Genomic DNA, 13,799 nt, shown 5'->3' on the forward strand with positions numbered 1-13,799 from the left:
GGGTGTGCAAGTGGGCGACGGATGCGTCCGGAGCGGTCAGTGCGAGGCGACCGGTGCCCCGGTGTGATCGAGGTGGACCGTGTCGAGCATCGCCCTGAGCACCGTCGTCTCGTCCTCGAGCGGCAGGAGCGGATCGCCGAGGACGAAGATCCGGACCTGGAGCAACGCCTGGTGCACGAGCATCGACAGTCCGCTGAGGACCGACCCGCCGGCCTGCGACCACGCCTCCGCGAGCACGCTCGGCCACGGGTCGTACGCGACGTCGAGGAGGAGCGCGCCTGGAGCATGGGACAGGACCGGACCCGGTTCGGTGAGGGCGCCGCCGGGAAGGGTGCTGATCACGAGTGGTGCGTCAGGCGTCTCACCGTCGAGCGGCCCTGAGGCGAACCGCAGCCCCAGCCGGCCGGCGAGGTCCTCGAGTGGTCGCGCCTGGGCCGGTCGTCGGAGCGCCACGTGGACGTGCTCGGCACCGAGGTCCGCCGCGGCCATGATCGCCGAGGACGCCGTCGCTCCCCCGCCCAGGACGACAGCGGAGGCGATCGCGTCGACGCCGGCCGCCCCGATCGCGCGGACGATGCCGCCGACGTCGGTGTTGAACCCCTCGATCCGACGGGATCCGTCCTCGGCTCGGCGGAGACGCAGCGTGTTGACCGCCCCGGTCTCGGTTGCGGCGCGGTCGGCCACGTCGGCCAGCTCGAGCGCGCGATGCTTCAGGGGCATGGTCAGCGAGAGCCCCCGCCAGTCAGAACCGAGGTCGTCGAGGAAGGCCGAGAGGCCGGCCGCCTCGAGTTCGTGGCGACCGTAGTCCCAGTCGAGCCCGAGCACCCGGTAGGCGGCCTCGTGCAGTGCCGGGGACTTGGAGTGGGCGATGGGTGCGCCGAGCACGGCGAGCCGCGGCTGCCCGTCCTCGCCGTGACCCGCCCCTGTTCCACTCATGTGCGCCACGCTCCCGCTACTGGTACTCGGGGTGCTCGTCCATCCAGGACAGCCACTTGTCGACCGCGGCCTCGTGCTCCTCCTGGGTGGTGGAGAAGATCGTCTCGCCGGAGTCGAGGTTCCAGGTGACGAAGTAGAGCCAGGGTCCGTCGGCCGGGTGCAGCGCGGCGTCGATCGCGAGGTCGCCCGGGTTCGAGATCGGTCGCACGACCATGCCCGGGTGGACGTAGGTGTTGTACGGGTTCGAGGCGTCGGCGCGCTCGGCGTCCGTGGTCGACACCCGGTGGGTGTTGCCCGTCCCGTACGCGACCGTGGCGTCGGACTGCAGCAGACCGCTCTCCCACTGGGCCGGGTCCAGCCGGTTGAGGAAGACCCGCGACACCTTGTAGTAGTCGTCGCGGAGGCCGGCCTCCTTCTGGATGAGCGAGGCCAGGACGATGGTCTTCCAACGGTCCTCGGGCTTCACCCCGGCGTCGTCGAGCGCCTGGAACGACCGGTTCACGAGGGTCTGGAGGACCGCGTGCGCATCGCCGCCGTCGGGGAGGCTGTAGGTCGCCGGGAAGAGGAACCCCTCGAGCGAGGTCGCCTCGGCGGGGAGGCCGAAGGACGCGACGTCGGCGGCCGCCGCCTGGAGTTCCTCCAGCGGGATGCCGGTGCCCTCCGCGATCGACGGCAGGGCGTCCTGCTCAGCGGTGCCCTCGGGGATGACGAAGGTGTCCTCCATGCGGTTCGCCTCATCGGTCAGGGCGGCAAGGGCGGATTCGGCGCTCATCTTGAGCTTCAGCTTGTAGGCGCCCGGGAAGAACTCCGGCTGGGTGGGCTGGGCGAGGAGGAGGTCGTAGAAGGCGTCGAACGACTTCGTGACCCCCGCGTCGTGCAGGCTCGTCGCGATGTCCTCGCCGATGTCGCCCTCGTTGACCATGACGACGGCCTCGCCGCTGCCGGCACCCTCGTAGTCGTTCGGTTCCTCCCAGCCGAGGACCTTGCGGATCTGCGGCTCGTAACTCGTCCACACGACCGCGGCGCACGCGACGAGACCCCCGACGACGACGATCGACACGATGAGTGCGATGAGTCCGCGTCGGCCACGTCGGCGCTTCGGCGGTTCCCCGCCGGCCAGCGCACGACGGCGCCCCCGATGGATCGGCTGCGGCCCACTGTCGTTCGCCGTGTCGTCCTCGGCGAGCAGGTCCTCGAACGCTGGGATGGTCGTGGTCCTGGCCCGGGACGCTGAGGAATCGGTGTCGTCCGACTCGGGCGCACGTGAGGTCGGCCCGCTCAGGGGTGTGTCGCTCGCGGCAGGCTCGCTGACACTGGAGTCGCCAGACGACGCCGTCGTGAAGTCGGCCGACGACGCAGCGGTCGGGGCCGGTTCGGCCGTGTCGCTCGCGGCGTCTTCCTCGACGGGCTCGGACGGCGTCGAGGCGGCTTCCGCGGCCTCACGCTGCTGACGTGCCTCGCGTCGGGACAGTGGCACCGGCTGCTCCCCCGCGGCGTTCCGTTCGGACGTGAAGAGGTCGGCGAGCGGATCGTCTGCTGGGTTGTTCTGAGGTGTCAGATTCGACACAGGCACGTCCTGTTCACGGGTCGACGGGGCTTCCGGGGGGTCGCCCCGAACCGCGTTCGGCGTCGAGGGCGTACTGCAAGAGTATGACGGCCGCCACCTGATCGACAATCGAGCGGGTCTGCTTCTGTCGTTTCCCAGCGGAGCGCAAGGCGCTGTGGGCGGTCACCGTCGTCAGGCGCTCGTCGACGAGACGGGCCGGGACACCGGTGATCGATCTGAGCCGGGCCGCGAACTCCCGGGCGTCCTGCGTGGACGCCGTGTCCTTCCCCGACAGGGCGATCGGGAGACCGACGACGAGCTCCACCGCGCCGAGTTCTTCGGCGATGACCGCGATCGCCCGGATGTCGGCATCGCCCCCGAGGTCCCTTGGGACCGTCTCCACCGGCGTGGCCAACAGGCCGTCGGGATCGCTTCTCGCGACCCCGACCCTGGCCTTCCCGACATCGATCCCGAGTCGGACTCCGCGGCGGAACTCGTCCGTCACGTCAGGCGATCTCGCGTGCGATCGCCGCGAGGGCGTCGCCGAGCGCGGTGGCGTCGACGCCGCCACCCTGTGCGAGATCGTCCTTCCCGCCACCGTTGCCGCCGAGGACACCGGCAGCGACCCGGACGAGGACGCCTGCCTTGAGTCCGGCGTCGCGGGCACCCTGGTTCGTCGCGACGACGATCGCGGGCTTCCCGCCGACGACCGCGCCCAGGGCGACGACCGCCGGGCTCGCGCCGAGCTGCTCGCGGAGCTGCGTGACGAGCGTCCTGACGTCGTTCGGTGACCCGAGCTCGCCCAGGTGCTCGGCGACGAGCGACACCGGGCCGACGTGGTGAGCGGTCTGCGCCAGTGCTGGGAGGCGTTCGCTCAGCCCGCGAGCTTCGAACGCGGCGATCTTCTTCTCAGCGGCCTTGAGGTTCGCGACGAGTTCGGCGATGCGGTCGGGCAGCTGCTCCTTCGGCGTCTTGAGGCTGCCGGAGAGCTGTGAGACGAGCGCCCGCTCGGCGGCGAGGTCGCGGAATGCCTCGAGTCCGACGAGCGACTCCACCCGACGGTTCGTCGAGCCGACGGACGACTCGCTGACGAGGTTGATCAACCCGATCTCGGCGCTGGAGCTGACGTGGGTGCCCGCACACAGCTCACGCGACCACGGTCCGCCGATGTCGACGACGCGGACGGTCTCGCCGTACTTCTCGCCGAACAGCGCCATGGCGCCGAGCGCCTTCGCGTCGTCGAGCGCCATCTCGCGGGTGCTCACCTGTAGGTTGTCGCGGATGGCGTTGTTGGAGATCTCTTCGATCTCCGACTTCGTCGCCGGTGACAGCGGCTGATTCCAGGTGAAGTCGAGCCGGAGATAGCCGGCCTTGTTCGACGAACCGGACTGGTGGGCGCTGTCGCCCAGGACCTGTCGCAGGGCGGCGTGGATGATGTGCGTACCGGAGTGCGCCTGCTGTGCGCCGCGGCGGTAGCTCGCGTCGACGACGGTCGTCGCCGGTGCATCAACGCCCACCTCGCCCTGGCTCACCTGCACCTTGTGCGCGATGAGTCCCTTGACCGGCTTCTGGACGTCGAGCACCTCGAGCTCGTATCCGGGACCGACGATGACGCCCTGGTCGGCCTCCTGCCCGCCGGACTCGGCGTACAGCGAGGTCTCCGCCAGGATCACCTCGGCGATGTCACCGGCGACCGCGCGCTGCACCGGGTGACCACCCACGATGATGCCGAGGATGCGGCTCTCGGTCTCGAGCTCGGTGTAGCCGGTGAACACGGTCTCGCCCTTGGCGCGGATGTCGCTGTAGACCGAGAGGTCGGCGAGGACGCTCTTCTTCGCCTTCGCGTCGGCCTTCGCCCGCTGGCGCTGCGCGGTCATGAGCGAGTCGAACGCGTCGCGGTCGACGGAGAGGCCGGCTTCCTCCGCGATCTCGAGGGTCAGGTCGATCGGGAACCCGTAGGTGTCGTGCAGGAGGAACGCGGAGTCGCCGGCGAGGGCCGTACGGCCCGTGCCCTTCGTCTGCTCGAGCGCGAGGTCGAGGATGGTCGTGCCGCTGGCCAGTGTCCGGAGGAAGGTCTCCTCCTCGGCGTAGGCGCTCTGCGAGATCCTGCCGAAGTCGGTCTCGACCTCGGGGTAGGCGGCCTTCATGGCGTCGCGCGACGCGGAGAACAGCTCGGGGAACGTCGCGGTGTCGACACCGAGGAGGCGCATCGCACGGACGGTGCGTCGCATCAGGCGGCGGAGGATGTACCCGCGTCCCTCGTTCGACGGGGTGATGCCGTCGCTCATGAGCATGAGCGAGGAACGCACGTGGTCGGCGATGACGCGCATCCGCACGTCGTCGTCGTGGTCGGCACCGTAGCGACGGCCGCTCAACTCGGCGGCGCGATCGAGGACCGGGCGCACCTGGTCGATCTCGTACATGTTCTCGACGCCCTGCTTGAGGAAGGCGACCCGCTCGAGCCCCATGCCGGTGTCGATGTTCTTCTTCGGGAGTTCGCCGACGATGTCGAAGTCGACCTTGCCGCGGACGTTCTCGATCAGGTACTGCATGAAGACGAGGTTCCAGATCTCGACGTACCGGTCGTCGTCGGTCGCCGGGCCGCCGTCGGCTCCGTACGCGGGACCGCGGTCGAAGAAGATCTCCGAGCACGGGCCGGCCGGGCCGGGCTGACCCGTCGACCAGTAGTTCGTGTCCTTGTCGAGCCGCTGGATGCGGTGCTCGGGGAGCCCTGCGACGCGCTTCCAGAGGTCGATCGCCTCGTCGTCGTCCTTGTACACGGTGACCCAGAGGTCCTTCTCGTCGAAGGCGAGGCCGCCGCTCGACTCACTGCCGGTCAGGAGCTCCCACGCGTAGGTGATCGCCCCCTCCTTGAAGTAGTCGCCGAAGGAGAAGTTGCCGTTCATCTGGAAGAAGGTGCCGTGCCGGGGCGTCTTGCCCACCTCTTCGATGTCGTTGGTGCGGATGCACTTCTGGACGCTCGTGGCGCGATCGAACGGCGCAGGGACGACGCCGGTGAGGTACGGCACGAACGGCACCATGCCGGCGACCGTGAAGAGGAGCGAGGGGTCGTCGCTGACGAGGGAGGCGGAGGGGACGACGGTGTGCCCCCGATCGCCGAAGAAGGTGAGCCAGCGGGAGCGGATGTCAGCGGTGTCCATGGTGTCCGTACGTCAGGGGTGTGCGTGTCGATGTTCGTGCGCTGCGGCGATGCCCGTCCGGGCGTGCCGCTACGGCTTGGTGAGGTCTTCTGCGGCGTCCTCGACGCGCGCGACGACGGACTCCGCCGTGTCGCGCAGCTGCGCCTCGCGCTCCTTGTAGGCGTCGCCGACGGTGTCGGTGAACTCCCTGACGCGTGAGTCCAGCTCGGAGAAGAACCGCTTGCCGGACTGTGTCTTGTTGATCTCGTGGGCGACGACGAAGCCGGCGCCGATGCCGACGATCAGCCAGAACACGTTCTTCATGGGGAACTCCTCATCTGCGGTGCGACCACCCGGGCGTCGCCGGGCGTACCAAGCATCCATCGTAGTCGAGCGCGGTGGACCGATGGCGTCGTACAACGACGAAGAGGCACCGGCCGGAGCCGATGCCTCTTCGTGTGGTGCCCTGAGCCGGGCCGCAGTCCTAGCGGGCTGCGTAGTACTCGACGACGAGCTGCACTTCACAGGTCACGGGGACCTCGGCGCGCTTCGGGCGACGCTCGAGACGTGCCTGGAGCTTGTCGAGCTCGACCGAGAGGTACGCGGGCACCTTCGGCAGGACGTCGACGTGACCGCCGGCAGCGGCGACCTGGAAGGGCTCGGTGCCCTCGGAGCGCGGCTTGACGTGGATGAGCTGACCCGGCTTCACGCGGAAGGACGGGCGGTCGACGAGCTGGCCGTCGACCATGATGTGGCGGTGCACGACCATCTGGCGAGCCTGAGCCGTGGTGCGGGCGAAGCCGGCACGGAGGACGAGCGCGTCGAGACGGGTCTCGAGGATCTCGACGAGGTTCTCACCCGTCAGGCCCTGGGTACGACGTGCCTCCTGGAAGGCGATCTTGAGCTGAGCCTCGCGGATGCCGTACTGGGCGCGCAGACGCTGCTTCTCGCGCAGACGGACGGCGTAGTCGCTGTCGGCCTTGCGCTTGGTGCGGCCGTGCTCACCGGGAGCGTAGGGACGCTTCTCGAGGTACTTGGCGGCCTTCGGGGTGAGGGCGATGCCGAGTGCCCGCGAGAGGCGGGTCTTGCTGCGGGTACGTGACTTGGTAGACACGGTTTCCTTTCGATGAAGTCTCAAACGATGAATGACCGGCGCGAAGACGCGTCGGTGATCCGGAATCACACCGGACAAAGTCAGAGGGGTCCGCCGGGGCTGTTCGGCTACAGAACACGCCCGTCGAACACGGTGATCGAGCAGCCGCGCAGTCACACCGGTTCTAGGCGGATCAATACTAGCACGACGTGCCCCGGTCGCCGGGCCGCCGCGACCCGACGTTCACTCGCCCCGGACGATCTTCCGGAGTTTGTCCAACCGTGCCGAGATGTCGCGTTCGTGGCCGTGGTCGGTGGGCTGGTAGTACCGGACGTCGCGGAGCTCGTCGGGCAGGTACTGCTGGGCGACGACGCCGATCGGGTGGTCGTGCGGGTAGCGGTAGCCCTTGCCGTGTCCGAGGCGCTTGGCGCCCGCGTAGTGGGCGTCGCGCATCGGCTTCGGCACACGTCCGAAGGCTCCAGCCCTGACGTCGGCGATGGCCTGGTCGATGGCGACGTAGGCCGCGTTCGATTTGGCGGCGGTGGCCAGGTACACCACGGCCTCGGCCAGCGGGATACGACCCTCGGGCATGCCGATGAACTGGACGGCGTCGGCGGCCGCCACGGCGATGGGCAGCGCCTGCGGGTCGGCGATGCCGATGTCCTCGGCCGCGGAGATGATGATGCGGCGGGCGATGAAGCGCGGGTCCTCCCCCGCCTCGATCATCCGAGCGAGGTAGTGCAGCGCGGCGTCGACGTCGGATCCGCGGATGCTCTTGATGAACGCGCTGATGACGTCGTAGTGCTCGTCGCCGTTGCGGTCGTATCGGAGCAGGGCGCGGTCGACCGCCTGCGAGACGAGCTCATCGGTGATGACGGGACCGCGGGGCGCCCGCGTCGCGGGGTCTGAGTCGGCGTCCGCCCCGTCATCTTCGTCGTCATCATCCTCTTCGCCGACGTCGAGGAGTCCCGCATCGTCGAGATCGAGCTCGTCGGGGTCGACCGGAGCGCCGAGATCGGAGTCGGCTGCGATCGCGGCCGCCTCCAACGCCGTCAGGGCTCGTCGGGCATCGCCGGATGACAACTGGATGATCGCGGCGCGGGCCTCCGGCGTCACGGTGAAGCGACCGGCCAGGCCGCGCGGGTCGGTCACGGCGCGGTCGATGAGGATGCCGAGGTCGTCGTCGCTCAGCTGTTCGAGTGTGAGGAGCAGCGAACGCGACAGCAGCGGGGAGATGACGGAGAACGACGGGTTCTCGGTCGTCGCGGCGACCAGGATGACCCAGCCGTTCTCCACGCCGGGGAGCAGCGCGTCCTGTTGGGCCTTCGTGAACCGGTGGATCTCGTCGAGGAAGAGGACGGTCGAGCTGCCGTAGAGGTCGCGGCTCGACATCGCCTCCTCCATGACCTGCCGGACGTCCTTGACGCCCGCCGTCACGGCCGAGAGCTCGACGAACCGGCGGCCGGAGCTGTGCGCGATGGCCTGCGCCAGCGTCGTCTTCCCGGTGCCCGGTGGGCCCCAGAGGATGACGGACACGGCCGCCTGCGTCCCCTCGTTGTCGCTCGCCAGGCGGACGAGCGGCGAGCCGGGGCGGAGCAGGTGCTGCTGGCCGGCGACCTCCTCGAGGCTGCGGGGCCGCATGCGCACGGCGAGCGGTACCGGTGCGCCGGCGATGCCGGGTCCTCGACTGAACATTCCACCAGGCTAGCCGCAGCCTGCGACACGCGGACCCGCTGCAGAACGGGGTCGCCGCCGTCGTGCGCCGTTTGGTCCGCGCGGAGCGCTCCCCGTAAGGTTCTCCTGGGCAGTCCGCCGCGGGCGTGGTGCCAGATGACAGCGCGATGCCGCCGCTCGGCCGACGGCACCTGGAGGGAACGACGTGGCAACGAGCAAGGGTCCGGACAAAGAGGCACGCGCAGCACGCGCACGACTGCGCGCCTACAACGCCCGGCGCACCGTGCACGAGCACCGCTCCAAGCGCCGCGTCCGCGACAACGTGATCGCCGCTGCGGCGCTCGTCGTCATCCTGGCCGGTGCCACGGCTGCGCAGGTGTTCTTCTTCGCCGGTGGTCCGGGCGCCCCGGTCGCGACGCCCACGGCTTCCGCCGAGGCAGGGGCCTGCGGTGTCACCGGGGCCACGGACGGCGCGAACACCGGCGAGGTCCCCGCGAGCACGATCGCCGAGGACCGCGACTGGAGTGGTGAGATGACGATCAACGACGTCGTCATGAACCTCACCCTCGACGGCGCCTGCGCGCCGCAGGGTGTCTCCTCCTTCATCTCCCTCGCCCAGTCCGGCTTCTACGACGGCGTCACCTGCCACCGCCTCACGACGAGCGGCATCTACGTCCTGCAGTGCGGCGACCCCGACGGCACCGGCACCGGCGGCCCCGGGTACAGCTACGGCCCGGTCGAGAACGCACCGACGGACGACGTCTACCCGGCCGGCACCATCGCCATGGCGCGCCAGGGCGGGAACGGCTACAGCAACGGTTCGCAGTTCTTCCTCGTGTACCAGGACTCGACCATCCCGTCCGACGCCGCCGGCGGCTACACCGTGCTCGGCCAGATCACGAGTGGTCTCGACCAGCTCGTCTCGGGCGTCGTGTCCGGCGGCGTCGCGGACGGCAGCGGTGACGGTGCTCCAACGGTCCCGGCCACCATCACCTCGGTGACGGTCCAGTAGCGCGTGCAGTAACCTGCACCAGACGGAACCGACCGGCGCAAGCGGTCGCCCCGAGCAGGACTCGGGGTAATAGGCTTGTGGATCGATCACGATCGCCACGAACGGCGGTCAACACACAGCAAGGGTGATGCGCGTGACCAGTCCAGAGATCGAACCGTGGGGTCGTGTCGACGACGACGGCACCGTCTACGTCCGTGAGGCCGACGGTGAACGAGCGGTCGGACAGTACCCCGACGGTTCCAAGGAGGAGGCGCTCGCGTACTTCGAGCGCAAGTTCACGGACCTCGCCGGACAGGTGACGCTCCTCGAGCAGCGCGCGAAGCGCGGTGCACCGGCGACGGACGTCGCGAAGGCTGTGAAGTCGATCACCAAGCAGGTCGAGTCCGCCAACGCGGTCGGCAACCTCCAGGCGCTCCTGACCCGCCTCGCGGCGCTCGACGGCACCGTGAGCGAGCTGACCGAGGCGCAGAGCCAGGAGACCAAGGCAGCCCTCGAGGAAGCGGCACGTGCACGTCTCGCGATCGTCGAGGAAGCCGAGCAGCTCGCGCAGCAGGATCCGGCACGGGTGCAGTGGAAGCAGACCTCGGCGCGACTCGACGAACTCTTCGCCGAGTGGCAGCGCCAGCAGCACGACGGTCCGCGTCTCGCGAAGAACGACGCCAACGACCTCTGGAAGCGGTTCCGGACGGCGCGCGCGACGATCGAGCAGCACCGCCGTGCGTTCTACACGGAGCTGGACTCGGTCCACAAGGAAGCACGCGCGATCAAGCAGAAGCTCGTCGAGCGCGCCGAGGCCCTCATCGCCAAGGGCGCCGAGGGCATCCCCGCCTACCGCAGCCTGCTCGACGAGTGGAAGGCCTCCCCGCGTGCCGGGAAGCGCCAGGATGACGCGCTCTGGGCGAAGTTCAAGGCCGCGGGCGACGCGATCTATGGCGCGAAGGCCGAGATCGACGCGCGCGACAACGAGGAGTTCCAGGGCAACCTAGATTTGAAGCTCGCGGTGTTGGCGGATGCCGAGCCGATCCTGGCCGACACGAACCGGGACTCGGCGCGCAAGGCGCTCACCGACATCCAGCGTCGGTGGGACGAGATCGGCAAGGTCCCGCGCGAGCAGGTCCGCGTCGTCGAAGACCGTCTGCGCAAGATCGAGACCCACGTCAAGCAGCTCGAGGACGAGCACTGGAAGCGCAACAACCCCGAGACGAAGGCGCGCACCGAGGGGCTCGCGAGTCAGCTCGCCGACGCCATCGCCAAGCTCGAGGACGAGGTCGAGGCGGCACGAGCATCCGGTGACGCCGACCGGCTCACCGCGGCCATCGAGGCGCTGGATGCACGCAAGGCGTGGCTCGGGGCGATCCGCTAGGCGGATCCGCTCCACCAACCGCGTGACGGTCGCGGTTCTCCACAGATCCGTCGACGATCCTCCTGCTGCCGGACGGCTGCAGGAGGATCGTCGTATGTCCACGGCACTCCAGACGTCCTCCCCCATCGAGCCAGGCTGCGCGACGGATCCCTCGGCCTCCACGACCCGCCTCCCCGCCTACCTCCAGCCACCTGAGCTCTCCGTCGCCGAGCTCGCCGCCGCGCGGCTCGACGGCGAGCTCTTCGCCTTCGAAGACGGCTACTGCAGTGTCGACGAACCCGACACCGTCAGGCTGCGCGCGGCGGTCCTCGAACAGCTGCCCGGGCTGGCCGGCGCGGTCATCGCTGAGACGAGTGCCGCGTGGCTGCACGGCGCGGCACTCGTCGCACCGAGGATCCACACGGGGTTCGTGTCGATGGAACGGCGCAGCGCGCGTTCGTCCCGGTTGCGTCTGCGTCAGGTGTCACTCCGCGCGGACGACAGCGAGCGGTGCGGCGCACTGCGGGTCACGACCCCCACGCGCACGGTCGCGGATCTGGCACGGCGCACCGGCGCCGAAGCTGAGGAGGCCATGACGACGATCCGCAACTACTTCCTGCTCGGGCTCACCAGCCCTGAGGAGGTCGTCGCCTGGGTCCGTTCCGTCCCGCGGGTCCTCGGCGGCACACGGATCGTCCGTGTCGTGTCGAGTGCCACCGAGGTGATGCTCCCCGGCCTCGAGCCGACTCGGAGCGAACTGGCGTCCTGGTCGCTCCCGCTCAGCCGCCGTTGACCCGGTAGACGTCGTACACGGTGTCGATCCGCCGGACCGCGTTCAGCACCCGGTCGAGGTGGGTGGTGTCGCCCATCTCGAACACGAAGCGGCTGATGGCCAGGCGGTCGCTCGAGGTGTTCACCGTCGCCGACAGGATGTTGACGTGGTACTCGGACAGCACCCGCGTCACATCCGACAACAGTCCAGCTCGATCGAGTGCCTCGACCTGGATCTGGACGAGGAACACGCTCTTCGACGACGGCGCCCACTCCACATCGATCATGCGCTCGGGTTCCTGCAGGAGTCCCTGGACGTTGTGGCAGTCCGAACGGTGGACGGAGACGCCGGAGCCCCGCGTGACGAACCCGACGATCTCATCACCCGGCACCGGGGTGCAGCACTTCGCGAGCTTGACCAGGATGTCGGGAGCACCGAGCACGAGGACCCCGGAGTCGCTGTTCTGCAGCCGCTCACGGCGGCTCCCGCGCACCGGGACGGTGTACTCGGCGTGCTCGCTGTCGGCGTCCTTCTGCAGGAGCGCGACCACCTTCTCGAGCACGGACTGCGTCGAGACGTGGCCCTCGCCGACGGCCGCGTAGAGCGCCGTGACGTCCTCGTAGCGCAGCTGCGCCGCGACCTCGGCGAACGAGTCCTGGTTCATGAGCTTCTGGAGCGGCAGGTTCTGCTTGCGCATCGCCCGCGCGATCGCGTCACGGCCCTGCTCGATGGCCTCGTCGCGTCGCTCCTTCGTGAACCACTGGCGGATCTTGTTCCGCGCCCGAGGGCTCTTAACGAAGTTCAACCAGTCCTGGCTCGGACCGGAGTCGGGGTTCTTCGAGGTGAAGACCTCCACCACGTCGCCGGTGTTGAGCGAGCTCTCCAGCGGCACGAGCCGCCCGTTCACCCGGGCGCCCATCGTCCGGTGGCCGACCTCCGTGTGGACGGCGTAGGCGAAGTCCACCGGCGTCGCGCCGGCGGGCAGGCCGACGACACGCCCCTTCGGGGTGAAGACGTAGACCTCCTTCGCACCGATCTCGAACCGCAACGAGTCGAGGAACTCCCCCGGGTCCGCCGTCTCCGCCTGCCAGTCGGAGATGTGGGCGAGCCAGGCCATCGAGCTGTCGGGCTCGGCGGAGGACGCGGTCTTCCCGCTGTTCATCCGCTCCTTGTACTTCCAGTGCGCGGCGACACCGAACTCGGCCCGCTGGTGCATCTCGTTCGTACGGATCTGGATCTCGACGGGCTTCCCGCCCGGTCCGACGACGGTGGTGTGCAGAGACTGGTACAGGTTGAACTTCGGCGTGGCGATGTAGTCCTTGAAGCGCCCTGGGACGGGGGTCCACCGCGCGTGGATCGACCCGAGGACCGCGTAGCAGTCGCGGAGCGAGTTGACGAGGACACGGATGCCGACAAGGTCGTAGATGTCGTCGAACTCGCGGCCGCGGACGACCATCTTCTGGTAGATCGAGTAGTACTGCTTCGGACGACCGGCGACCTTGCCGCGGATCTTCTGCGCCTTGAGATCCTCGTTCACCGCGTCGATGACGTGCTGCACGTACTCCTCGCGCTGCGGCGTCCGCTGTTTGACGAGCGATTCGATCTCGGCGTAGAGCTTCGGGTACAACACGGCGAAGGACAGGTCTTCGAGCTCCCACTTGATCGCCTGGATCCCGAGGCGGTGCGCGAGCGGTGCGTAGATCTCGAGGGTCTCCGTGGCCTTCTTCGCCGCCTTCTCGGCCGGGACGAATCCCCAGGTCCGGGCGTTGTGCAGCCGGTCGGCGAGTTTGATGATGAGGACGCGGATGTCCTTCGACATCGCGACGATCATCTTCCGGACCGTCTCGGCCTGGGCGCTGTCGCCGTACTTGACCTTGTCGAGCTTCGTGACGCCGTCGACGAGCATGGCGACCTCGTCGCCGAAGTCCGCGTGGAGTTGGTCGAGCGAGTAGTCGGTGTCCTCGACGGTGTCGTGGAGGAGGGCGGCGACGATCGTCTTCGGTCCGATGCCGAGGTCGGCCAGGATCTGGGAGACGGCGACCGGGTGCGTGATGTACGGCTCGCCGCTCTGGCGCTTCTGCCCGGAGTGGGCCCGCTCGGCGACCGTGTACGCACGTTCGATGAGCGCCAGGTCGGCCTTTGGATGGTGCTGCCGCACCGTCCGCATCAGGGTGTCGACGGCGCCGGCCGGCTGTGCCTTCGAGAAGATCCGTGGGACGAGACGGCGCAGGGAGGCCGTCGAGGATGTCGTGGTGTCCGCCATCTCAGGCCTCCCTGCGCTCGT

The 13,799-nt window shown here is 69.1% G+C and carries 11 protein-coding genes; 3 read left to right on the plus strand and 8 right to left on the minus strand.

Annotated features, from left to right (window positions below; genetic code table 11):
• Positions 1 to 36 precede the first annotated feature (36 nt).
• From ACQ3HE_RS01400 to ACQ3HE_RS01430, 7 genes are all read right to left on the minus strand, one after another.
• Positions 37 to 936, minus strand: a complete 900-nt coding sequence (locus tag ACQ3HE_RS01400) for a shikimate dehydrogenase (protein ID WP_430890959.1) — start codon at positions 934 to 936, stop codon at positions 37 to 39.
• A 16-nt stretch (positions 937 to 952) separates the two neighbouring features.
• Positions 953 to 2,503 (minus strand): endolytic transglycosylase MltG, encoded by a 1,551-nt coding sequence (gene mltG / locus ACQ3HE_RS01405; RefSeq protein ID WP_430890961.1) that lies wholly within the window; start codon positions 2,501 to 2,503, stop codon positions 953 to 955.
• A 13-nt stretch (positions 2,504 to 2,516) separates the two neighbouring features.
• Positions 2,517 to 2,987 carry a Holliday junction resolvase RuvX gene (ruvX, locus tag ACQ3HE_RS01410; RefSeq protein ID WP_079705923.1) on the minus strand — a complete coding sequence of 157 codons (471 nt, stop codon included), beginning with the start codon at positions 2,985 to 2,987 and terminating at the stop codon, positions 2,517 to 2,519.
• Position 2,988: 1 nt separating this feature from the next.
• The gene (gene alaS, locus ACQ3HE_RS01415; protein ID WP_430890963.1) at positions 2,989 to 5,643 is read right to left on the minus strand and encodes an alanine--tRNA ligase; all 2,655 of its coding nucleotides are present in this window, start codon (positions 5,641 to 5,643) and stop codon (positions 2,989 to 2,991) included.
• Positions 5,644 to 5,712: 69 nt separating this feature from the next.
• A complete protein-coding gene (locus ACQ3HE_RS01420) occupies positions 5,713 to 5,946 on the minus strand; it encodes a hypothetical protein (protein WP_079002498.1) in 234 nt (77 codons plus the stop codon).
• A gap of 160 nt (positions 5,947 to 6,106) precedes the next feature.
• Positions 6,107 to 6,736: a 30S ribosomal protein S4 gene (gene rpsD, locus ACQ3HE_RS01425; protein WP_064293825.1), complete on the minus strand. Its 630-nt coding sequence runs from the start codon at positions 6,734 to 6,736 to the stop codon at positions 6,107 to 6,109.
• A gap of 222 nt (positions 6,737 to 6,958) precedes the next feature.
• Complete coding sequence (locus tag ACQ3HE_RS01430; protein ID WP_430890965.1) at positions 6,959 to 8,410, minus strand: replication-associated recombination protein A; 1,452 nt, start codon at positions 8,408 to 8,410, stop codon at positions 6,959 to 6,961.
• 184 nt (positions 8,411 to 8,594) lie between these two features.
• On the opposite strand from ACQ3HE_RS01430, the gene ACQ3HE_RS01435 reads away from it, so the two are divergent.
• From ACQ3HE_RS01435 to ACQ3HE_RS01445, 3 genes are all read left to right on the plus strand, one after another.
• Positions 8,595 to 9,401, plus strand: coding sequence for a peptidylprolyl isomerase (locus ACQ3HE_RS01435; RefSeq protein ID WP_430890967.1), 807 nt, complete (start codon positions 8,595 to 8,597; stop codon positions 9,399 to 9,401).
• 133 nt (positions 9,402 to 9,534) lie between these two features.
• A complete protein-coding gene (locus ACQ3HE_RS01440) occupies positions 9,535 to 10,764 on the plus strand; it encodes a DUF349 domain-containing protein (protein ID WP_369808437.1) in 1,230 nt (409 codons plus the stop codon).
• A gap of 94 nt (positions 10,765 to 10,858) precedes the next feature.
• The gene (locus tag ACQ3HE_RS01445; protein WP_430890969.1) at positions 10,859 to 11,536 is read left to right on the plus strand and encodes a type IV toxin-antitoxin system AbiEi family antitoxin; all 678 of its coding nucleotides are present in this window, start codon (positions 10,859 to 10,861) and stop codon (positions 11,534 to 11,536) included.
• Here the strand turns inward: ACQ3HE_RS01445 and ACQ3HE_RS01450 are convergent.
• A complete protein-coding gene (locus tag ACQ3HE_RS01450; RefSeq protein WP_079705918.1) occupies positions 11,523 to 13,778 on the minus strand; it encodes a RelA/SpoT family protein in 2,256 nt (751 codons plus the stop codon). The two genes, ACQ3HE_RS01445 and ACQ3HE_RS01450, sit on opposite strands and share 14 nt — an antisense overlap.
• Between the last annotated feature and the right edge of the window lie 21 nt (positions 13,779 to 13,799).

The sequence above is a fragment of the Plantibacter auratus genome (genome assembly GCF_050587365.1).
Classification (GTDB): domain Bacteria; phylum Actinomycetota; class Actinomycetes; order Actinomycetales; family Microbacteriaceae; genus Plantibacter; species Plantibacter auratus.

What these genes read in the sequence shown, in the direction of transcription:
- ACQ3HE_RS01430 (WP_430890965.1), bottom strand. Translation starts at nt 8,410, where the DNA reads ATGTTCAGTCGAGGACCCGGCATCGCCGGCGCACCGGTACCGCTCGCC.
- alaS (WP_430890963.1), bottom strand. Translation starts at nt 5,643, where the DNA reads ATGGACACCGCTGACATCCGCTCCCGCTGGCTCACCTTCTTCGGCGAT.
- ACQ3HE_RS01445 (WP_430890969.1), top strand. Translation starts at nt 10,859, where the DNA reads ATGTCCACGGCACTCCAGACGTCCTCCCCCATCGAGCCAGGCTGCGCG.
- ACQ3HE_RS01400 (WP_430890959.1), bottom strand. Translation starts at nt 936, where the DNA reads ATGAGTGGAACAGGGGCGGGTCACGGCGAGGACGGGCAGCCGCGGCTC.
- ACQ3HE_RS01450 (WP_079705918.1), bottom strand. Translation starts at nt 13,778, where the DNA reads ATGGCGGACACCACGACATCCTCGACGGCCTCCCTGCGCCGTCTCGTC.
- ACQ3HE_RS01420 (WP_079002498.1), bottom strand. Translation starts at nt 5,946, where the DNA reads ATGAAGAACGTGTTCTGGCTGATCGTCGGCATCGGCGCCGGCTTCGTC.